The 22,616-nt window shown below is 35.7% G+C and carries 21 protein-coding genes; 10 read left to right on the top strand and 11 right to left on the bottom strand.

Annotated features, from left to right (window positions below; all coding sequences use genetic code 11):
* The first annotated feature begins 31 nt into the window (after nt 1–31).
* The 3 genes from ACN0WI_RS10175 (at nt 32) to ACN0WI_RS10165 (ending at nt 1,580) form a co-directional block, all read left to right on the top strand.
* Nucleotides 32–721, top strand: coding sequence for a hypothetical protein (locus ACN0WI_RS10175; protein ID WP_417886664.1), 690 nt, complete (start codon nt 32–34; stop codon nt 719–721).
* A gap of 18 nt (nt 722–739) precedes the next feature.
* Complete coding sequence (locus tag ACN0WI_RS10170; RefSeq protein ID WP_417886663.1) at nt 740–1,141, top strand: hypothetical protein; 402 nt, start codon at nt 740–742, stop codon at nt 1,139–1,141.
* A 211-nt stretch (nt 1,142–1,352) separates the two neighbouring features.
* Nucleotides 1,353–1,580, top strand: a complete 228-nt coding sequence (locus ACN0WI_RS10165) for a hypothetical protein (RefSeq protein WP_417886662.1) — start codon at nt 1,353–1,355, stop codon at nt 1,578–1,580.
* Between the two features lie 88 nt (nt 1,581–1,668).
* Here ACN0WI_RS10165 and ACN0WI_RS10160 read toward each other — a convergent pair whose 3' ends face one another.
* On the bottom strand, nt 1,669–2,064 hold the full coding sequence (locus ACN0WI_RS10160) for a hypothetical protein (RefSeq protein ID WP_417886661.1): 396 nt from the start codon (nt 2,062–2,064) through the stop codon (nt 1,669–1,671).
* Nucleotides 2,065–2,213: 149 nt separating this feature from the next.
* On the opposite strand from ACN0WI_RS10160, the gene ACN0WI_RS10155 reads away from it, so the two are divergent.
* The 3 genes from ACN0WI_RS10155 (at nt 2,214) to ACN0WI_RS10145 (ending at nt 4,917) form a co-directional block, all read left to right on the top strand.
* On the top strand, nt 2,214–3,203 hold the full coding sequence (locus ACN0WI_RS10155; RefSeq protein WP_417886660.1) for a hypothetical protein: 990 nt from the start codon (nt 2,214–2,216) through the stop codon (nt 3,201–3,203).
* A 65-nt stretch (nt 3,204–3,268) separates the two neighbouring features.
* On the top strand, nt 3,269–3,817 hold the full coding sequence (locus ACN0WI_RS10150) for an HD domain-containing protein (protein ID WP_417886659.1): 549 nt from the start codon (nt 3,269–3,271) through the stop codon (nt 3,815–3,817).
* Between the two features lie 344 nt (nt 3,818–4,161).
* On the top strand, nt 4,162–4,917 hold the full coding sequence (locus tag ACN0WI_RS10145; protein WP_417886723.1) for a YoaK family protein: 756 nt from the start codon (nt 4,162–4,164) through the stop codon (nt 4,915–4,917).
* Between the two features lie 38 nt (nt 4,918–4,955).
* On the opposite strand, the gene ACN0WI_RS10140 is transcribed toward ACN0WI_RS10145, so the two are convergent.
* From ACN0WI_RS10140 to ACN0WI_RS10100, 9 genes are all read right to left on the bottom strand, one after another.
* Nucleotides 4,956–5,594 (bottom strand): response regulator, encoded by a 639-nt coding sequence (locus ACN0WI_RS10140; RefSeq protein ID WP_417886658.1) that lies wholly within the window; start codon nt 5,592–5,594, stop codon nt 4,956–4,958.
* 6 nt (nt 5,595–5,600) lie between these two features.
* The gene (locus ACN0WI_RS10135) at nt 5,601–7,577 is read right to left on the bottom strand and encodes a tetratricopeptide repeat protein (RefSeq protein ID WP_417886657.1); all 1,977 of its coding nucleotides are present in this window, start codon (nt 7,575–7,577) and stop codon (nt 5,601–5,603) included.
* Nucleotides 7,578–7,590: 13 nt separating this feature from the next.
* A complete protein-coding gene (locus ACN0WI_RS10130; protein WP_417886655.1) occupies nt 7,591–9,831 on the bottom strand; it encodes a tetratricopeptide repeat protein in 2,241 nt (746 codons plus the stop codon).
* Nucleotides 9,832–9,833: 2 nt separating this feature from the next.
* Entirely contained in the window at nt 9,834–10,490 is a 657-nt protein-coding gene (locus ACN0WI_RS10125) for a DUF1266 domain-containing protein (protein WP_417886654.1), read from the bottom strand.
* A 3-nt stretch (nt 10,491–10,493) separates the two neighbouring features.
* Nucleotides 10,494–13,055 (bottom strand): hypothetical protein, encoded by a 2,562-nt coding sequence (locus tag ACN0WI_RS10120; protein ID WP_417886653.1) that lies wholly within the window; start codon nt 13,053–13,055, stop codon nt 10,494–10,496.
* Nucleotides 13,056–13,144: 89 nt separating this feature from the next.
* The gene (locus ACN0WI_RS10115) at nt 13,145–14,179 is read right to left on the bottom strand and encodes an SMI1/KNR4 family protein (RefSeq protein ID WP_417886652.1); all 1,035 of its coding nucleotides are present in this window, start codon (nt 14,177–14,179) and stop codon (nt 13,145–13,147) included.
* A 267-nt stretch (nt 14,180–14,446) separates the two neighbouring features.
* Complete coding sequence (locus tag ACN0WI_RS10110) at nt 14,447–15,574, bottom strand: adenylosuccinate synthetase (RefSeq protein WP_417886651.1); 1,128 nt, start codon at nt 15,572–15,574, stop codon at nt 14,447–14,449.
* Nucleotides 15,575–16,441 (bottom strand): hypothetical protein, encoded by an 867-nt coding sequence (locus ACN0WI_RS10105; RefSeq protein WP_417886650.1) that lies wholly within the window; start codon nt 16,439–16,441, stop codon nt 15,575–15,577. It lies immediately after the preceding gene.
* Between the two features lie 2 nt (nt 16,442–16,443).
* Entirely contained in the window at nt 16,444–16,794 is a 351-nt protein-coding gene (locus ACN0WI_RS10100) for a hypothetical protein (protein ID WP_417886648.1), read from the bottom strand.
* A 199-nt stretch (nt 16,795–16,993) separates the two neighbouring features.
* Between ACN0WI_RS10100 and ACN0WI_RS10095 the strand changes: the two genes are divergently transcribed.
* The 3 genes from ACN0WI_RS10095 to ACN0WI_RS10085 all read left to right on the top strand — a co-directional run bounded on the left by ACN0WI_RS10095 (nt 16,994) and on the right by ACN0WI_RS10085 (nt 19,077).
* A complete protein-coding gene (locus ACN0WI_RS10095; protein WP_417886646.1) occupies nt 16,994–17,437 on the top strand; it encodes an SMI1/KNR4 family protein in 444 nt (147 codons plus the stop codon).
* A 150-nt stretch (nt 17,438–17,587) separates the two neighbouring features.
* A complete protein-coding gene (locus ACN0WI_RS10090) occupies nt 17,588–18,361 on the top strand; it encodes a DUF6892 domain-containing protein (protein ID WP_417886645.1) in 774 nt (257 codons plus the stop codon).
* Nucleotides 18,362–18,483: 122 nt separating this feature from the next.
* On the top strand, nt 18,484–19,077 hold the full coding sequence (locus tag ACN0WI_RS10085; RefSeq protein ID WP_417886644.1) for an endonuclease V: 594 nt from the start codon (nt 18,484–18,486) through the stop codon (nt 19,075–19,077).
* Here ACN0WI_RS10085 and ACN0WI_RS10080 read toward each other — a convergent pair.
* Nucleotides 19,074–20,828: a hypothetical protein gene (locus ACN0WI_RS10080; RefSeq protein ID WP_417886643.1), complete on the bottom strand. Its 1,755-nt coding sequence runs from the start codon at nt 20,826–20,828 to the stop codon at nt 19,074–19,076. The two genes, ACN0WI_RS10085 and ACN0WI_RS10080, sit on opposite strands and share 4 nt — an antisense overlap.
* Before the next feature lie 351 nt (nt 20,829–21,179).
* Between ACN0WI_RS10080 and ACN0WI_RS10075 the strand changes: the two genes are divergently transcribed.
* Nucleotides 21,180–22,331, top strand: coding sequence for a DUF1624 domain-containing protein (locus ACN0WI_RS10075; RefSeq protein WP_417886641.1), 1,152 nt, complete (start codon nt 21,180–21,182; stop codon nt 22,329–22,331).
* Nucleotides 22,332–22,616: the final 285 nt, after the last annotated feature.

Raw genomic sequence — 22,616 nt, 5'->3', positions numbered from 1 at the left:
CAACTTTGTGATGAACTTAAATTGATACACCATGGACTTTAAAACAATGTTGCAGTTACCAGTTATAGAGACGAGTGAGATTTTAAAAATACTTCAGGAAGTTGCAGACAACGAGCGTAAACGCGAGAAACCAAATATGCCAAAGATTAGCTTTAGCAATACAGATGGCACTATTTCTGGATATTTTATAAACTACGATGCCGATAAAGGGGTAGTTTTAATAGGAAATTGGTACGATAACGAGGCTGATCTACAATATGTAAGTTTTCATAGCATTTCGTGTATTATGTTACAAAACGTAAAAGATTACGTACACCTGTTATCTGATGGAAAAATCCCCTTTACGCCCGATCCTAAAGACGTTCCAACGCAGCTTCAATTAAAAAAAGAGATTAAGACTGCCGTTTTAGCACTTCAAGAAGCTTTAGGTAATGAATTGACTATTAACTATGATGCTGGAGAAAACCCAAGCGATACTGAAAAATTATATGCTAAAAAAGCGATTCAGTTATTGCAAGAAACTATAAGTACGCTTGCTGAAAATAAGCTCGCAAAAGAAGCTTTTTCAGAAAATATAGCTACTGTTAATTTTCAATTTACAGAAGCTAATAAAGTTGAATTAAATAAGCAAGTGCTTAGCATTAGTTTCAATATTGAAAAAGGCTGGAAGAGCGTGTTGCGTAAAACCGAACTTCAAAACGAAATCGAAAAGAATTTATAACCTCCTAAACTTTAAATTATGTTACCAAATAAAGAAATAGACCGTATTGAACTCCTTTTAAACAAAGATAAAAATACTCAAAACAAATACACCTTGAAGCAATTTGATTACAACATTTATACTGCTTACGATTTAAATAATGAGTCTGAAAGAAGAATAGATGTAAACATCTCGGGCTGTAATACTGATGAGCCAGACAATATTTTTTTACAATGGATTGCAAACTACCCTAGCGATTGGTCTGGTATTATAAAAATCTTCTATAAAAATGAAGAAAATCCAAATCTAACTCTCAATTTTAAAAAATCTATTCTAAACAGCTACAGCCAATCGTTTACCGATGATAGCGGCTATCAACAAAGCGGGTATTTTGCAGCGCAATTAATAGGAGTTGTTATTAATGAAGTAAAAATGAGCTAGTACTTCCTATTTTATATTTCAAAAATTATAGATGAGTCATATATTATGGCTTATCTTCATTTACAGCAATTTTTTAATAGAAGTAGCCTATGAAAGTAATTGTTGCAGGAGGAAGAAATTTTAACAATTACAAAAAACTTGCTCAGTTTTGTAGATAAGTAAACAAGTCGAGGTTGAAATTGTAAGCGGCACAGCAAATGGCGCTGATAAATTGGAAGAAAAATATGCACAACCTAAGGGATACGCCATCAAGCAATTTCCGGCAAATTGGAATAAATACGGTAAAAGTGCAGGATACAGACGAAATGCAGAAATGGCCGAATATGCCGATGCTTTAATAGCATTTTGGGATGGAAAAAGTATCAGCACTAAGCATTTGATAGATTTAGCCAAACGTGCTCAACTAAAACTAAGAATTAATTATTTCGATTATAATTAATTAACTAATTATCAAAATGTTTAAGAAATAAAAAAACGGAAAGACTTATCAGCTTTCCGTTTTTCTATAACTTTATAAACTTAATTGATTATAGGTTATTTTCTAAATATTCACGAATAACCAAATCAGAGAAATAACCACTGTGGTGACCACCCCAACAAGCTGTAAGAGAAAACACACCATCTTCTATTTTTAATTCTTTCTTCTCTTCTGCTCCTTCATTAGGTATACAATAAACCTCTACACTATTAATGCTTTCTTGCACCGCTTCTTTTCCCATATCATCAGTACAAACTTCTTTAAAAGCATCGGTAAGACGTTGTAAACACACGCTAGGAACAAACTTCATAAAATCAAGTTCAAAAGTGTCCCAATTGATATTTACAGGTACTTCTTTACCTACAATTTCGTTAATTTCTTTTTGATAATCTGCTAAATATTGATCTTCAATTGCTTTTGCTGTTTTCTTTTCTTGTAACCCCATAATTTTTTTATTGTAATTAGTACTTCAAATGTATGATGGAATCTGTTTAAAAAAATGACCTGTTTTAATGAATATGAAATCTCACGGAATTCCGTGATGTTGTTACCTTAGCTATACGTTAGATTAGTATTTCTTTAAATTTAAAATTCATGAAAAATATAATTTATATCACCATTCTAATTCCCATCGCCTTAGCCTGTTTCAGTTCTTGTGCACGATTGTTTGGAGGGATGAGTAAAGACAAAGCTGCTAAAACACTTAGCCAATATTTGGAGCAACACACCAAACAAAAATTAGGTTTTACAAATCTAACCCGGTTTTGGAACGAAGGAAATATGAACCCCAATATGTTTAGTGTGGAAATTTTTGATGAGCAAACACCCGAAATTCGGTTTGGTTTACATTTTGACGCTAAATTGATGAACGAAAAAGATTCGCTTAAGCAGGGCGGCTTTCAAACACAATCCATTCAGGAACAGTACAACGAAGTGGAAACCGATTACCGCATCAAGCAAGGTATGATTGTTGATTTAAAAAAGCAAGGCATAGCATTAGATTTTGACTACTATAGCGCGCAACTTCGGTTTAAAAACACGCCTACTCCAGAGCGTCTTAAAGAAACGCTTACTACTTTAATCGCAAGGATGAACACCCACAAAAGTGATCTGCTGAGCTCCAATTATTTTGAATTCAACATACAAACACCTCCCTACTCCACTGCTGTTTTACAAGCCAAAACCACTTCTGAAGAAAATGAGCACTGGAAGTTGAATTCTTTTAGTCTGAATACGCAAGCAGAAGATTACAAGTTGATCGAAAAAAGCATTGAAAAAGAAACGACCTATTATTTAAAACAACTCGATCATCCATACCAAATACACCCTGCAAGTAAGGTTTATGTGAATACAGATACTTTTAAAGAGGCCGTTTGGATTCAGTTTTTAAGTGATGCATCTGAAACTGATGATACTCTTGTTAAGCGCTCGATGGCTCCGGTAACAGCGGTTATTTTTCAGTATTTCAATCCTGAAACGTATCACATTATCCGTACTGAATTGACTCCCATAGCGAACCTAGACTCTTTTGAGTCCTATTGGAAAACTATAAAAACAGAGCTTCCGTTTCCTACCCATTGGTAGATAACTTAACCAACTAAAAAAAGCCTGATGCAGCAAGTACAAAAGCTACTAAAAATTAAATGACGATGATACAGGAATTATATCAAAAAGCTATGAAATTTGCCAGAGAAAAGCACAGTGCACAAACAGTCCCAGGAACAAATGCCAACTACCTGTTGCACATCTCCAATGTAGCGATGGAAATCTTTGTTGCCTATACTACTAATCCAAATTTTGATATTGATTTTGCCATTCAAGTCACTGTGTTACACGATACGCTTGAAGATACGACCACCGATTTTAAAGATCTGAAAACTGAATTTGGTAAACCTATAGCTGAAGCTGTTCAGGCATTGACCAAAGACAATAAACTGCTATCCAAAACCGAAAGAATGACGGACTGCTTAACAAGAATAAATGCGCTTCAAAAAGAAGTGGGACTGGTTAAAATAGCAGACAGAATTACTAACTTACAAAGTCCGCCTAAACATTGGAGTAAAGACAAGATTACCCAGTACTGCAAAGAGGCTCAACAGATAGCCTTGACACTTCAAAACAAAAACGAATACCTGCATAAAAGGTTGATCACAAAAATAGCAGCATATCAAAAAGCCAATAAGCTATTGGAGGAGTAAACGACTTCGGGCGAAGTCTGTCTGCCGATAAAGGCAGGCCCGCGAAGCATTTAACTGAACAATACATGTTTAGAACGCGAAAAGCCTCAAAGCATTTAAATCTCGATTATCGAGTAATAGAAACCTGTTAAATATGGAGTTTCTTAGCAAGAATAAAGAACCTAGCCTGAGATGGTTTTAACACACATCTACTGAAATCTATACCAAACTGGATGCATATTTCTCTTAAGATTAAAAAAAATCGGTTAGCTTAGTACTTAAACTAAAATGGCGCTAACACAACTTGTTGGTTTATGACATATGTTGTGTATAGAATTTGGCAAAACGAACGAAATGAAAATAAAATGTTTAGACACCAAGGTAAGAGTAGAACATTAAAACATAACCTACGACTGGCCTCGATTTTGTCTTTTGTTTCTGGAATCGTAAATGTTACGGGTTTTTTAGAATTTAAGCAACTGACTACAAACGTGACAGGTCATTTTGCACTCTTTATGAATGATGTTTCCAATTTTGAATTTTGGAAAGGGACAGTTTATTTTCTTTATATTTTTTCATTTCTCTTTGGTTCTTTTTCATCAAGTTTCCTAATCGAAAAATTGAAAGAAAATAAAAAACTTAATGTTTTTGTTTTACCAACACTAATTGAATGTCTCATTTTATCATCAATTGCGATCATAAGCAATACTGGTGAAATAAAATACCCTGATCTCATTATCTGCCTATTACTTTTTGCTATGGGACATCAAAACTCTTTTGTGACAAAAATTTCAAATGCTGTGGTAAGAACAACACATTTAACAGGACTGTTCACAGATTTAGGGATTGAATTATCACAACTATTCTTTCGTGAATATCATTCACATAGGGAAAAAATTAAAGCGACTATTAAACTTCGTATGTATATAATCTCCTTCTTTTTCCTTGGTGGAATAATCGGCGGATTTCTTTATTCAAGAATTGACTTGAGGTTAAACACGCTTATTTTAGGAGTGGTTATCTTATTAATAAGTTTATTCTATGATGATTTGAGATATAAATTAATAGCTACGAAAAGAAAATATAAACAAAGAAAATTACACAAAATAGTCATTAAGTAATTGCTTGTACTCAACTAACCTTGGACAGGCTCAGAGTATCAATCATCAAACAAGCCCGATTCGATAGCATATTTTACCGCTCCAGTTGTGGTTTTAGAACTTGTTTTTAATAGAATATTTTTACGGTGTGTTTCTACCGTATTAACTGAAATAAATAGTTTTTCTGAAATTTCTTTAGAAGTCAACTCTTCTGCCAATAGTTTTAATACTTCTTTTTCTCGCGGAGAAAGTGCTATATTTTTATACTTTTTACGTTCAAAAACACTCTCCATATACCGTTGTTTGATAATATCTGAAAAATATTGTTCTCCTTCTATAACAGTACGTACCGCCTTTTGCAGTTCTTCTTTACTAGTAAATTTGGGTACAAAACCTTGCGCTCCTTTCTGAATCACTTTATGTACCGTACGGTGATTGTCGAGCATACTTAACATTATTATTTTCACCTCAGCATGCTTCTTTTTTATTTCTTTCAGTAGCTCTATTCCATCCATTTTTGGCATACTAATATCACTAATTACCAGATCAATTTTAAATTGATTTAGCAAACGTAATACTTGTTTTCCTTCTGTAGCTAAATGTATTTCTTCAATTTCAGGCATGTCTTGCAAAATGGTGTTTAGCCCTTCTAAAAACATTAAATGATCGTCTGCTATAATAAGGTTTATCTTCTTCACAATCTTTTATTTAATAGGAATGTTAATGGTAATAGAGGTTCCGCTATCGCTACTGGTATCAATCGCTATGGTTCCCTGTATATTTTGTAAGCGTTCTTTAATATTTCGAAGCCCGATACCTTGTTTTTTTGTTTTCTGAAAACCTATTCCGTTATCATCAATAAGAATATTTAAATGATCTTCATGTTGAGTAAGTTGTACTTCGGCTTGAGTTGCCTTGGAATGCTTTATAATATTATTCACCAATTCTTGTACAATTCGGTAAACATCTATTAAAAAATCTTCAGCTAATTTATCGATTTCTTCTTCCGGAAAAAAGAAGCTTTGAATAGATAGTGATTTTTTCTGACTAATTTGATGAATATAATCTTTAAGAAAACTACTAAACCCTATTTCTGAAAATGCCAAAGGATGCAACTGGTGTGAAAGTCCTCTTACATCTAAACAAGCATTATGAATACCTGTTAAAATTCTTTTAATTTGTGGATCTTTAGGATGATCTTCCACATAGTTTTCAAACGCCATTTTTATTCCGGCCAAATCGCTGCCAATACCATCATGTATTTCTCGCGCTAAACGTTCTCGTTCTTCATCTTGTCCTTTTTGGTAACGCTCAATCACTGCCAATTTATGATCTTTCATAAGCTGATTGATTTGCTGCCTTGAATTTTCTTCTTTTTGAGAACTTAACTGCCGTTGAATACGCAACCGCTGAATATAGAAAAGACGCAATAAAATTAATACGATTAACACTAATACAAAACCGCCGATAAAAGCATTTCTAACCACAAGTTGCCGTTTTGCTTTTAATGCTGCTTTTTGCAATTCTGAATCGCTTAATTTTTGCTCTTTTTCTAGTAATTTGATTTGAGCTTCTTTAAGTTGTGTTTCGTAACGCTCTTGAAGCTTTGCTACATATTTTTCTTTGTTAAGGGTATTATGCTGCTCTTCTGCCTTAACCGATTTTTGATAAAATATTAAAGCTTTTTTATAATTTTTTTGTTCTTGATATAAGTGCGAAATATTGGTATAAATTTCGGAATTATACTGCAACAAAGTCTGCTCCTCACCTATCTTTAGAGCTTTTTCAAAATAAAAAATAGCTTGTTTTGTTTTGCCTAATTTCCTTTCGCAAAGTCCTAAATCATTATATACAATCGCAATATCTGATTTAAATTGAAGAGCTTCTAATAGGTTTTCTGTCTTTTTTAAAGCAACTATCGCCTGTTGGTACTTTTTTTCATCTACCAACATTTGTGAAAGATTAATATTCACATATGCAATTACCGCTTTATTTCCCTCTCGCTTTCTGTATTTTAATACAGTTTGATAATGTTTTCGGGCTTCATCAAATTTACCTTGTTCTTTTAAAATATTTGCGAAATTAAATAAGGTAGTTAGCACTCCATCATCATCTTTTAATTCTCGAAAAAGAGCAGCTGCACGATCTAAATTCTCTGCAGCCTTTTTATAATCTTTCTGTAGAATATATAAAGTGGATATATTTTGGTAAGCATTAGCTTGTTCCTCTTTGTTGTTTTCTTTTTCAGCAAAGTGCAAACATTTCAGAAAGTTATCCATTGCTTTAGGATATTCTGCCATATTTTTATACCCAAGTGCTAATAAATTATAACTTGCAGATAATCCGTTTTGGCTATCTAATTCTTCTAAAATAGCTATGGTTTGCTGAGTATTGCTAACGGTGCTTTTATATTCACCGGTAATATTCCCTAAATTACCTAAAGCATAATGTGCTTGTGCTTGTTGTAATTTATTATGGGTTTGTTTTGCTTCTTCCAACCAAGCTAGAGCTGCTTTTTTAGCTATTTTAGGTTGACTATATAAAGTGCTTCTATAAACTGTTGAAAGAGAATCAATCGCATGAATTTGAGTTTTCTGCTGACTAAAACCGGATGTATAGCTCAATAATAAACAGAGAATACCTAGAATGTATTTTTTTAATACCGTTATTTTTTCATTCACTCTCTCGAAAGTATTAACCAAAATAGTTTTGTATAAGTTCAGTTCTAATGACTTTGAGCTTCTTTAATTCCTCTTCGGTAAATTCAACATCAAAATTAGAAGCCATAGCCAATAAATTATGTTGCAAAAATAAATCTTCTTTATAAGAATCTTCCACCATTTGATGATGCTCTTTTAAATGGTTTTCCTCTGGATTTTCTGTGCTTAAGAGCATCGAACTATATCTTATAAAATCGGTCATATTTTCTGCTCCTTGGGCACTTTTTTTAAGAGCTTGTGCAAGATAATTAATATCTCGAGGATAATCGAAAAAAGCACGATAAGGATAAGAGGCTATTAAATTTAAACAGGCTGCTGTCGATTCTTTATAATGCTTGGCGGCACTCAGTAACTCGGGATAGGGATGATCTACTTCCCAAGTTCGGGCTTCGGGAACCTCTGCTTTTAATTCCTCATAAATGTCCAGGCTCAGTTGGTGATCTAAAGCTTCTCGTGAAACGCTAAACGCCAACTTATAATAGACGCCTGCATTGGGTGAATTTTGCGCTGCAGCCATCAGAGACTTTGCGGCTGCGGTCTCGTTTCCTATAATCCAATACACCAAGCCATTGTTTCGGTAATCAATATACGTCTCGGGATCGGGAACCAAATCACCTTCTGAGGCGGGACGAAGCCCCTCGGGATTTTCTTTAAAGTCATAAAAACACAACCACTGAAATACGGGATAAAGTTCTGGATCTAATCGACCTTGTTCGTGGCTATAACAGGCATACTGGTAGCATTTTTCATAATCGCCCATTTCAAAAAGCACTTCCATACTCAGGTTCATGGAATTGCAGTAATCGCTGCTTCCCAATTCGTAAAACTGCACTTCGCGTTCGATGTCCTGAAAGAAAAGCTCGTAATTTTTATTTTTTCGATGAATCACCGCGCGCCAGTAGTACATCCAGGCATGAAATGCTGACTGCGGATAATCTTCAATCCCTTCATTAAAAACGCTTAAGGCTTCTGCTACAAGCCCCAGTTTGATCAATGCTATTCCTCTAAAACACGTGCTTTTAGCATTGGGAAAATGCCGCTGATGAAATTGATTGACCACTTGTAAAATACCCTTAGGGTCATTTACCCGATCATTCAAATCCATTAAAGTTTGTAAATAATCGGTGGCTGAAAGGCCTTGTCTAAAGGCTTCATTAAAGGCTTCTGCTGCTTGTGGATATTCGGCTTGAAAGAAGAAGAATTTCCCCTTCAATTCCAACAATAACGGATTTTTAGGATGCAATTCTAAACCTTGTTGCAAGCAATAAGCCATTTTCTTCAAGTCTTTAGAATAGAAATAACAGGACTTCCCTATGAGTAAATAGTGATGCTGTGCCCGTTGCCAACCTGCATTGGTAAGGGCTTCCATATAGGCTCTATAGGCTGAAAAATCGTTAAAATCTTCGGTTGGAAACTCAGGAGCTTCGGGAAATGGCAACACTTCAGCAACCATATCATACATCATAAAGGCTTTGGCATAATCGGCCAGTAGGTTGCGGGTTTTGTCTTCCAATTCTACAAACTTCCACTCCCCACGCCATTGGTCCCGAACCTCTACCGATCTATTTTGCCAGATGGCCAATTGAATTTGAACGTGGTAGCCTTCGGCTTTTGATAATCGCGGGTCCAGCTCCAAGCCTTTTAATACAGATGTGTTGTGCGTAGCTGAAGCCAAATCAAGTAGCGCTGTTGCGTCAACTTCTTGTTCAGCATGGCGTAATTCATCTAAATATTCCTGTTCGATTTCCCATAACAGGAAACGCACTTCGGTAGCTCCCGGATAACATTCTAAAACGTATTTAAGCACCTCTACAGCTTCATCAAAACGCTGCTCGTGCTTCAATTTCAAGGCATAATGAAGGTGTAAGGTTTCGTTATACGAATACGCCATCAGTGCTTTTTCATACAATTCTTGTGGACATTTATGGTAAAAACTGCAGATCAGTTCATAATCTGACGCTTCTACCACGCCTTCATTTTCCAAGGCTTCCAGGTAGGTTTGCATCGTGGCTACATCTACCGCTTCAAAAAGCGTTAGAAAGCGCATATACAAACGATAAAACCGAATACAAATGGCTTGATCCTGTGCCCCTAACACATCAAAATTCTCTTGAATCACCACAATGTGCGATTCTAATTGATGATTCAGTCGATGGGTATAGGCTTCTTCGGCCGCTGCAATATGTTTTAGTACTTCTTCTCGTGTCAATTCCATAATTACCATTCTTTAAACCATTGGGGATAGTTGATGTGCATACGCTGGTAACACTCCCAAAGGGTTAATATTCCGGGATAGGAGCTTCCGTCCTGCTCGCCGCGTCCGTTCATAAATTCATCTCCAATACACACATTGCGGTGAAAGGCTCCCCAGCTATCAAATGTATTTTTAAGAAGCACTTCTACATCACTTAAGCGTAAAGTAATCTCCTCTAATTCCATATAATTTAAAATCCCTCCTAAACGCATCAAGAACACGTATTTTGCAAGTTCGTAGCCTTTTAGTTTTTGATCTTTTAGGCTAAATCTATATTTCCACGCGAGCGTATATTGATGCTCTTGGGTAACATTATTCAGGGCGTTGTATTTCGTTTCAAAACTGCTGGTGGTATCCTGACGCAAGCTCGCTGCTAACTTTTCAAAAGGAGCAGAAACTCTCATCCCCGTTTCATATTCAAACAGTGCACTACGCAGATGCAAACCTGAATGGATACCGTAATACTTGAGCAGGCGTTTCGCAGATTTAATGTGCCACTCGTTAATCAGGTTGAAGCCAAACCAACTTTCAAGATCTACTTCTTTGGAATGCTTTTTTAAAAGCAAAGCTGAAAAGTTCAATTGCTTCTGGATTTGGGGCGTGATTTCTTCTGTATTCATCGGTTATTCATTTAAATCGGTCACTACTTGTTGTAAAGCCTGAGAGAGTTTTTCGGGATATGCACCAGAGGCCGCCATCATTTCCAATCCTTGTGTATAGCTCAACGCCATAGTAGAACCTTTGACCAGCGTCACAAAAAGACTTCTACCCAGATTTCCATAGGCTTCATAAGCACTACCGGGTGCGGCTTCTAGGTCGATAATCAATAGATACAATACCTGATAAAAGTTCATTTTAAGTGTGGTATCTTCTTCTAACAAGGCTTTTAGTTCAGCCTCGTTTTTCGCTAAATATGCCTTGTAAACACTACTAGCTATTCTGGATTTTTGGTAGTTGGAAAGCCCTAAAATCAACTGTTCTAAAACTTGTATACTCAGTGGCGCTTCAGAATCGAATGTGATAGCTGCTGGTTCTATTTCAGTTTCTTCTTCGACGCCATCATCAATTGTTTCTTCTTGTTTTTCAGCATCTTCCTCCTCCTCACTTATTGTTTCGGTGGTTTTTTCTTCCTGAAAATAATAGGCATAGAACGGAAGAATCTCGTTTTCTAATTGCATTTGATGGAAGGCATTAATCTCTGGACCGTTGATATAGTTATATAAAATTTCCACTACATTTTTAGACAACTTCTCGGGTTTTAAATCCTGCAGCAAATGACTGAGATGCGTCGCTATGGCTGAACCTATGCTGCCCAATTCAGAATAGGAATCGGAACGTTTGCTACACATTTTTAAAAATTTATATAGTCTATACAGTATTTCATCAGGAAAACTTCCCTCCTCTTCTGCATTAAAATAAGCTGCTAAACGCGCTCCCTGATTTCTCAATACCGCATCTACCCATAAAAATTCTTTCCCCAAGCTGTAGTAATAATCATTTAAAAACAAATACCAACTTTGGATGATTTGTGGCGTCAAGTCCGTTTTTTCATTTACGTAATGAAATTTTGCAAAATCCTCGCATTGGGCGACAACGCTGCTGTGAAGATTCTTTAATGATGCAATCTCATTCACTTGGGCAAAGGTTTCGGTATGCTTGTAAACTGTCGTTAAAATTTCAACACAAAGCTTTACTCCGATTTCTCGTAAATAGGGTTTTGTTTCTCTTGCAGAATAGGCTATGCTTATTAGATAATCGTATAAAACAGCGCTACTTTCTTCACTGATATGTTCTTTTAAAATGCTGCGAGAATCGTAAAAACAAAGTAGTAAAAACTGATTTAATGGATCTGACAGGCCTGAAGCTTGATAGGCAGGCAACCAGTCTTTAAGGGGAGTAAGCTCACCCAACACATGAGTAAGCACATATATCCCGGTGACTTGAAACGCATTCCCTTCTTTGCTCATTAAGGGTAATTTTTTGGTTTGCCAAGCTGTAAGCAAATGCGAAAACACCTCATTGAAATAGGCTTTTTGTCGCAAATTATTTTGAGTAGCATTGCACATCTCAAACCAAAGTGAAATTGACTTTACCGGCAATTCACGGGCACTATTTACCGCGAAGACGGCTTTCCCGTAATTATCAAAAACCTCCCTGTTAAAATTGGTTCTGTTATTGGCCAATAACCAATCTTGCAGTTTGTAAAAGCCTGCTTCTGTTTGTTCTAAAGGAATGTTTTTATCTTTTAAACTGAATAGCAACACGTCACTTTCGTCCCATTCCTTCTCGGCAAACGCAGTAATCAACGGATATTTCCCCGCTGCGGTGTGAAGATTCAGATAATCAAAACTTTCATCTTCTGTAAAAAGTACGCGCTCAACTAAGTGTTGATGGGCATGTATTGCCCAATCATCATTTGCTGCATAAAAAGACGCCAACTCCTCGCTTAACCAAGGTTTAAGGACTTCATAAGCTCCCGATTTACCTGGTATACTTACCGGTAAAACCTGATGCATACTTTCCAAGAGCAACTCCCAACTGCCTTTATAAAAATGTTCAACAAAAATGTCGTTAATTCTAAATGGGAATTCCTGTAAAACTTCGTTCTCGTCTTTGGCAAAATAGGTTTCTGTTAATAATTTGGAGCTTAAACACTGCTGCACCAAAAAATGCGACGTCTGGTAATCGCGAAGATCAAAAGCCCGGTGGAGTAAAAAACGTGCTACCGGTAAGGAAGCTTCAGATTTACTATGAATCAATACAGAAAAGACTTCAAAAACTTGTGCTTGCGTTTCTTCTGAAATTTTTTCTGACTGTAAAAATGCCAATCCAAAATAAAGAAATTCAAGCAGTTTTTCGGTATGCTGTTCATCCGGAAAAAATCCGTTTTTCAGTAAAGGAAGCCAAGAAGCTACCCAATCAAAGCCCTGAGCTTCATCGGCATAAATTTCAGGATGATGATAAATTTGTTGGGATAAAGCTGCTGAAAAGTCAGGAGTTATAGCTTGATTTTCTAGACTTTTTTTTAGTTCTAAATAAGAACGAGAATCTTCAGCATTCAACAATTCCAACACCTGCAGTAAAGCTTGATGCTCGGCAGTTCCTAAATCTGAAAGATCCAGCTTGGGTAAAATTTGATCTTTAAATAGTGCTGAAGCACTCGCGTTATTCAAATTATCATCCACAATTTTAAGTTTATTTTATTTGGAGTTCACACTGGCTAAGTTGTGAAAATTGACGCCTATTTTTATTGAATTTGATCGGTAAAGCAGGCTTAGTATTCGTCTTCAAATTCCTCAGAATCTAATAGTTCTTCTAAAAAGGCGTTTAAACTTTCGGCTTCTTGATACCCAATTTCCTGATCAGCACCAAAGCGTATGACCTGTCCGGGAATTCCCTTTTCTGTAGGTGCAAAATCTAAAGCTATAAAATTACCATTGTACAAATCGAAAAATGGAATCCAATAGGGTGTGGTGTACATCAACAACGTCTTCCCTTCATTGGTACTGTAGGTATCTAACAATTCTTCCTGCGTCCATTCGGTATATACGCTTTGCCAGTCTCTCCACTCTTTTAGCATAGATGCTGCACTAAAAAAACGGGTGTTTTCAATACCGTTGTGGAGGCTTAAAAAATCTTTAAGCAGTTGCGGAACTGCAAAACCCGCTTCCGCTTCAAATTCATCATATATTTGTTGATTATCGGTTGGGGGAATCACCTTCCACGCATTTTTGGCGACCAGTTTTTCAAAATTTGCTTTGATTGTTTCAAAATCATAATCGGCCGCTAACTGAATAAAAGGTTGTATAAAATCGGCTTTTTCTTGGGCTAATTGTTCCGCAATAAATGCATTCGGAATCGCATCGGTGATAAATTCTCCTGTGATTTCAAAAATCTGTTCGTGTTTTTTAGCATTTATTGGGCTGTAACTATAACTGCTTTTAGAAAAATGAAACAACTTAGCATCTGTTTTATCATCATCTTCATCAAGGATAGCATCAAACCACTGGGTAAAAATTTCAGTTTGCTGAATTTCAGCGGTGAATATCTCTTTAGTTTCTAGGTATGCAATGCCGTAAAAATGAGTATTGGTACTATAATTAGGAGTTACAAATAAGAGCTTCATCACTTTTTTACCTGAAATTTCTGCAAAAGCTTGTAGTAATGAATCCCTAAAAGTAAAGCTGTTCTTATAACTTTCAGGATCTTTAAGCTCTGGAAATGTTTCTATTTGAATAGGTTCAAACTGAAAATCGTTCCACTTCTTTTGATTGATATCTTCTTTATAGGCAATTATACTTTTCATCATAACTTCATTTTTGTAAAACGAAATTATGGTAGAATAGCTTAAAATTTATCCCTGAAAAAGGTGATTTTGGAAATTAGGAAGTCCAAAAAGCGTTTGATGAGCGACGTTAACCGGAGTTGGATTTAATTTTTTTACAGGCATTTTGGGTCATGGAGTGAATTTTCAAGGAAAATTTTTATCGAAATGCTAGCAAAATGGAAACTTCGATACAAAATCTTTTACAAAGATTTCACTCAGTCTCCCGAATTTGATTATACCAAAATCAGACTACTTGAGCACTTTTATGTTTTCCAGACGAGGACCAAAACTGCCGTAGACTTTGGTAAACGAAATGGAAAGTTGCTCTAGTAAATGTTCTACGGAAAAATCAGGCAACTGATCTAAACAGGTGACGACTAAATTTTTGGTAATGGATAGGTCTTGCTGATGAATGGCATCGCAACTCAATGCATAATTAAGCAAGTTAGGATCCAAAACACGCGTTCTAAACTCCCCCTGAAACTCATTGGTTACATTGGCTTCATGATCGTTATTTATTAACCTTACGGGAGTTGTACTGCTCATCGGGCCGTTGCCGTGCCGGGTTTGGTAACAACGGGTCACGTAATACATAGTGATCTGGACATCGCTCAATTCAGTTAACATAAGCTCAATAGCGTTTTTAGAAGTGGTTGCACTCCACGTCGTATGCGGATGAAAACCATGTTGGGTATCTAACAAAATACCCTGACTGCCTTCAAAAATAAAATGCTGATAAGTGTCTGAAAGCTGCGCTAATTGCGCGATCTCGTAAAAAGACTTGATGTTAAGGCAGCTTTCTATAAAATAAGCTTCCTCATAATGCTGCAATTCGTTTACATAATACTCTTGAACCGCTTGAGGTTGCTGGGCTATTTTGCTTTGGTAAAAGTTCTGAATACTCCGTAAGCGCTGCTGAATTACCCACGGAAATTGTAAATCGTTCGCATAGAAATAAACCTCATCCTGATTCCGGGCTATAGTCGCCCCAAAACCTAAACCGCAAGAGCCGTGACCTTGCTGTTTTTCTACAGCTCGATTATAGGCAATATCATACATGGTCGTGATCTTAGCCAATGGATGCACATACAACTTGGGTTGGTAGGCTTCCAGGTAATTCCCTTCTTGCAAAATGGCTGGTGGAAAAAGCGTAGTATGCTCGCTATAGTAGGTAGGAACACCCTGCAACGTTCCCGACCCAAAATTACTAAAGGTATGTTCGAGCTTTTCGGTAGATACAGTATGTCCCACCTGATGTCCTCCTGAAAAGCGAACCACCAAACTTTCTTCGGGTTGTTGTGATGCCAGAAAATGGGTGGTTGCCCCTTTTCCGGCATCGCCAAAACCTAAATCTATAACTATGCTGCACTTTGGCATTTATAGCATATTTTCTACGTCAATACCTGAATGCGACGAACTGGTGTTTCCTGAAGATGTTGTAGTAGGCAAATGATTTTGAATCACCACTTCAGCAATACGCTTGGCTACGCGTTTATAATCGGATAATTCGATAAAGTTTTCCCCCAGCAATTCTTTCCAGTTTCCTTTTCGCACATCCTTTTTAGACCATTCATTATGTTCTAAATGAATGTGATACACGTTGTATTTTTCTTGTGCTTCTTTAATAATTGCTTCCGTACTAATACTTGCAGCTTCATTGGAACAGGTATATTTACGAATAATTTCTCCCGGAAGCTCTTTAAATACAGGTTCGTCCCCTATCGTAAATAAAAAGCCTTTTTGTTTTCTTTTTTCCCAACAATCTATTGCGGTATGTCGGGCAGCAAAGAGATGTGCCAGGTTATAGCCTTCCTGATTGTTACCGCCACCGCCTCCTTCTAGATATACGCGGGTTAACCAGCGGTCTAACAATTCTGCCGAAGATTCAAATTGACCTACTTGCAACGGGGCACTATCGTACACAAAATCGCCAAGCCCCATAAACAGTACTTGAGGATGTTCTATACCGGCTTCCATAAGGGAACCAATAAGATCTGGCAAAGCTTCTTTTACTATGAGCTCAGGCACAAAGCCCATACTGCCAGTCACATCTAAACCTACGATAATAGAAAGGGACTCCGGATGCTCTTCAGAATCTCTAGATTCGCGTACAAGTGCTTTTGCTGGATCCATTTCTGGATCGATGTTTCTTGCGGTAAATATCTCTTCGCGAGATTTGTTTTGATATCCTTTAGATCTTCTTAAATGTTCGTAAGCTTCGTTACTAAATCTTCCTCCTCCCATAATTATAGTTTTTCTATTTTACCACCAAATAAATACGCGTAGCGCTTCTTGGCCAGTTCTAATTTGATTTCTAAGTTTCTTATTTTGACCGCCATTTCTAAGTCTTTAGCGACATAATTCTTAGCATCAAAATCTGAAGCTAATACCAGACTATTGGCATCTGTAGGACTCATATCCAGCATATTTTCTTGTTCGCGCTTTAAACGTTTTAAAGACAGGGCCAAATCTTCGGTTTCCCGTTTGTACATCAACTGCGCATCTTCTGCAATAGCATTAGCACGGTCGTCTCGTATTTTATCGTTGTTACGCTTTAATGAGTCTAAAAAAGCGGCTTGGTGTTTATGATCTTCCATAGTTGTGATTTCTTACAAAGTTAACTATTCAATTTGCGTATTATTATCCCTGAATTCGGGGAATTTTCAGTTAAGGGTTGATTTTTGGTTTTCCTTGAATACAACTTCTCCTAAAATTCAATATCCCTGAAAACGGTTAGCTTATTCCCTTAAAATGTGTGCAATTTTGTAACCGAACTTTTAAATACTCTATGAGACTATGTCATTAGCTTTTAGCGAAACCTTTCAGCAAGAATTACCCAGTAGCTACCTTCAATTTCTCAATGAAAATCCTGAAGGCACTCAAATTGAAAATAGCGAACACGATGATGCACGTACTTGGACGATGATGGGACAAGCAGCCTTGTTAAAACGCTGGACGATGAACGGAGTTGGTGAAGCTGCGAATTATGAATGTTTAAAGCTTTACACGCACGTAGCGGGTGAAAATATAGCAGAGCTTTATGCGAATTCGGCACATTTTGGTCCGGTAAAACTAGATCGAGTGGCCAGAGGTTTTGTGATTGGTCACGAAAACGGAGACTACCTCTATCTGGATCCGGAAGCTGATTTTTCGGTATGGGCGTATGACCACGATGGCGGCGAAGTGACTAAAATCTCAGCCTCGTTTGATCAATTCTTAAACCGTCAAAATGCGTTATAAACCTTTTAAAAATTTATTATGATCGATATACAGCTGACTGCAACTGGTTTTACCATCAATAACAAGCCCGTATCATTCCCCATATCTTTAGCTGCGTTGGAAAATGTATTAGGAGAGAAACCGCGTTATTTTAAAGGCAAAAAAGGCGGTGTGTACACCTGGGACAAACTGGGTATCTTAGGTTATTCTAAAGAAGAACATCTAATCTATGCCCTAAGCATCATCTTTGAAACGGAGAATTATCAATTTAGTCCTTCCCAAACTTTCGCCGGAAGCTTTAGTTTTGAAGACGAAGCTATTGCTAGCTATTATCATCAACACCCAGAAAAAAGGGTCAAACTCTTTGACGGAGATACTTCGGGCGCGTTGGTTTTAAATACGATAAGCGCCTGGTTTGATGCAGATGCTGATACTATTAAAGCCATTGAAGTGAGTCAGTACGAAGCTTACGATCGTTGGGCAGGCATACCAAAAGATAAATATGTAATTACCATTCCTGATGAAGCGCTCATCACATTTACAGATTTTGGATTTAAACTTTCGGTAATTGAAGAATTGATGTATACTCAGGGGCTATTGACTCCCAAGTTTGATGTACACGAATTTGCAAAATGGTATCCCCAAAGAGCTATTGATATAGATGAAGAAGGCTATGAACCCATTGCAGAAGTGACGCAATACTTTAAAGATTTTCCGGTTCCTCTACGCTTGGCCCCTAAACTCACGGAACTCTACCAAGATGGTGGTAACGATATCTATATGAATTTAATACCGTTCTCGGGGGGCGATGAAGACTATTGGGATATCGAAAGCGTAGCAGATGCTCAACACTTTCCCAACTTAAAAAAAGTAACCTTGTGTTACGCCAAAGATCATATTGTGGATGATTTTGAAAAATTAGGTATTGAAGCGGAGTGGTTATAACGTAAAGTTACTTTTGATATCCAAGAACCTCAGGCCCTTGGAGCTACTACAATTGAAATAGTTAAAATTTTAAATACCCGTGCCGATTGATATTTGAAAAATGATCTCTTGAAATCAAAATATTGTATGCAGAAAATAAAACTTCAACCACTAAGAACTTCTTTATCAACATAATATTAAATGAGAAGCATTCAAAAAAAACCAAACTTATGATTCTTGCTTTTGATACTCATTATTTTGACAATAAAGCTAAAACCATTGCTGTAAGCTTTAACGACTGGCAAGACGAAGAACCTTTGCATATTTACAGCGAAATAATTGAAGGCGTTGCTGATTATGAACCAGGTTCTTTTTACAAACGAGAACTACCGTGTATTGTAAGCCTGTTACAACAAATTAATATCGAAGAAATTGATGCCATTGTAATTGATGGCTACACCACGCTTGAAGAAAACAAACTCGGTTTAGGTGGTCATTTATACGAAAAAATCGATAGAAAAATACCGATTATTGGTGTGGCAAAATCGCAGTATCAATCAAACACCTCGAATTACAAAGCGTTATTACGAGGCGAAAGCATACGTCCGCTCTATATCTCGGCCATTGGTATCAGTTTAGAAGAAGCTTACATTCATATTAAAATGATGCACGGAAATTTTAGAATGCCAACTTTACTGCAACTCGTAGATACCAAAACAAAAGAGAGAAACAATTAACTGAAGATGTTTAATAAGTGATCTTTCGTTAAATTTTCTAGCGAAAGATCGAAGTCTGCTTGATTTTTTTCTTCGGTTTTTTCAGCTCCTAATTCTAATAAAAGTTCAGTTAATGAAAGTGGATTACTCCATTGTTGTACTAATGCCTGGTTGGCTAACGTAGCAACTTCCGTATTACCGGAAACTTTTAAGCTTCCCGCGCCAAAATTCAACAAAACAAAACATTGTTTATCGTGCTCCGGCATTAACATTCCTAATATGGTTTGTTTTTGTACAGCATTGGTTTTTAATTCAGCCATCACCCTATTAGGATTCATCATATAAGCATTATCAATATTATCTCCACTCCCTATTATAATTTTATAGTTACAATCTGATGTTCCCGTATATACATTATTCTGAATTAAAGTAGGTGATTTTAAACCTTGTTGCGCATATAAGTATTCTACCGCACCCGTTGGTGCATCTGTAATATCGCCGGAATACATAAGACCTCCATCAGCCTGATTGTAGTTCGCATTCCAACCTATTTTACCGCCAATATTAAGTCCTGACAAATCGAGATCTCGCGCACCCCAAGAATTTTCCCAATAAATACCAATAGCTAATTTATCACCATAAAAACGAGTTCCAGTTGGAATGTTCCCCACAAACATTTTTTCTGAAGTAGGGATTCCTAATTCAATATGTTTAGAAGTAAAAAAAGTTTTTCCCGATAAATTGAACCTGTTTTTTAGGTACTTCATTAAAAACGTATAGTTTTTTTCATTTACTAAACTAACCGTGTCTTTTTGCACCCATGATTTCCCATTTCTAATTCGATAAACAAACGTGTCTTGCCCTTCTTTTCTAGTATAACAAGCCGATAAAGCTTTAAATAAAGCAAATATAGATGCCTTATCTAACCAATGTAAATCGGCATTGCTTAACAAAACTTGTGTAACCTGATTTAAAGGATTTATAGCTAAAGGCTGGTGGTATTTTTTAGAGAGTTTACTAATTTTATTAATGGTTTTTGGCGCTCTATTTTTATATGCTAAAAACAAAGGTTTAAATCGGTTGAAAATTTCAGCAAGTTTCGCTAAGCCAAATTCTTTAAAAGCATCTGTAGGGTTATAAGAACTTGTTTTAATAAGATCTATTAATTCTTTATTCTTAATCAGTAAAGTTGTTTCTGTAGTTTTATAAATAATGTACCTAAAGAATTCAACAGGATGCTCTGGATAGACTTTATAATTTTCTGCAATTTTAACTAATGCTTCTTTATTTTTAATGTCTTCTTTACCAGTAAATTGATAGTCTAAGTCTTCAACTAATACCGAAAGTACATCATCTACGGTTTCTTCCTTTAAAGCTATACTTGACTGTAAAAGTCCTAAACATTTCTGAATCATTTTAGCTTTAGAAAATGCTTGTATTACTTTATAGCTGAGCTTTAAACCCGGAATATCGAGTACTTCTTTCGGAAGGTAAACTTCTGCAGTAAAATCGGTTCCGTAAGTAGAAAAATAATGCTGAATTTGTTCGATATACAAATCCACATGATCACTATTATTTATTTTCTCCCAAGATTTATGAAAACTCTTATTCAGTTGATTTCCGTCTAATTGCTGCTGAGCATAGTAATCCATAATTTGATCTTTCGCCCAAATAGCATGAGGTTCAATTACAAAACCTAAATCTGAAACAAACGCTGTAGTTTTTGCTGAAGGCTTAGCTATAACAGCATTAAACAATTTTAAAGTTTTCATGTATTAAAAATTAAGTGAGGAGTAGTTTTCGTAAGTTATAGGAACTCCCTTTACCTATTTTTAATACCGACAAAAAGTAATAGAATTGCCTCAAAGCTTGAAATAGGAACTTTTTCTGTCGGTTTAAAATTCAATACATCTTGAATTTTTACAAACATACAATTGTAACCAAACACAAATATCCCCTTTTTTTGGGATATTGAAACTCCCGGTTTTCCGCTAATTTCTTTTTATTATTATAGATAAAATAGTTCTACTTACAAATTAACAACCAATACTTTAAAATTTATTGATAGTTATTTGTAGTATTTTTTAGTTATAGCTATTAGTTTTGCAGGCTTATATAAAAATATGAGTTTAAAAAAGAATATGGCGACAAAGCGTATTTTATCGATAGATATTTTAAGAGGTCTGGTAATTGTACTCATGTTGGTAGACCATGTTAGAGAACGTTTTTTCTATCACCATCCAATTACAGATCCGCTTGATCTTGATAATACAGAAACTCAGTTATTTTTCACTAGATTAACAGCTCATTTTTGTGCTCCTATTTTTGTTTTTTTAACTGGTTTATCGGCATGTTTGTATCAAAATCCGCCTAATAAACCAAAAAGGAATGTTCGTTCTTTTCTTCTTAAAAGAGGATTATTTTTAGTGTTATTAGAAGTTACTTTAATCAATTTTTCATGGTTTGGTAATTATAAAACATTGTATTTACAAGTAATTTGGGCTATAGGAATAAGCATGATTAGTCTTTCTGCTATGGTCAAAATAAATCGTTATATAATAGCCGGATTAGGATTACTTATTGTATTTGGGCATAATTTATTAACTGATATTCATGTAAATCCAGATAATTTTTTCTACTACATCTGGACTATTTTACATGATAGGGGATATTTATTGCAAACAGATTGGTTAAGTATTAAAGCCTCGTACCCAGTTTTACCGTGGATAGGTGTTATACTATTAGGTTATTTTTCAGGAGCTATTTACGGAAAATCAGTTGCTCCTAAAACACGCTATAAATACTTATTAGGCACAAGCTGTTCATTATTAGTTCTGCTTTTAATTTTAAGAGGTTTCAACATTTATGGAGAAACTTTAGATTGGCAAAACTATGATAGCCCACTAAAATCGATTATGTCTTTTTTAAATTACACAAAATACCCACCTTCGTTAGATTTTCTATTATTTACGTTAGGTATCGGTTCTATTTTATTGTTTGTATTTGAAAGATTTGAAAAAAAATGGATGCTTGTTTTAAAAACCTTTGGGAGTGTTCCCATGTTTTTTTATGTAGTTCATCTATATATTCTACTGGCTTCTTATAAAATTCTTGTTCTATTCTTCGGAACTAATAAGGGTGACTATTTTGGAGTAGATAATGTAGCCACAATATGGTTAATTGCTATTACTTTAGCTTGTTTGCTATATTGGCCAACAAAATTATTTGGAAACTATAAACGAGCTTCTAATGCAAAATGGATTAAATATTTTTGATAAAAAAATAATCGATTTTTAGAGATTTTAAATAAATCTTTTTAAATATAAAAAGATTATATATTTTCGCGCTAAATGCATAATCGTTCTCATATAGCTCTTTTTCTCGGATGGTTATTTTTAATAATCACTGTTTTTTCAGCTGTACATACTACTCTGCATAATTCAAAAAAAGCTGAACTTTTTACAGCTCAAAAAGAAGTTCAGAAAACTGGAAATAATTTCACTCTCGCATCTTATACTCAAAAGCATCACTTAAGCTGTAAACTATGTAAATTCCATTTT

Source organism: Zunongwangia sp., from assembly GCF_048269745.1.
Lineage (GTDB): Bacteria > Bacteroidota > Bacteroidia > Flavobacteriales > Flavobacteriaceae > Zunongwangia.
This window is presented reverse-complemented; position numbering and strand designations above follow the sequence as displayed.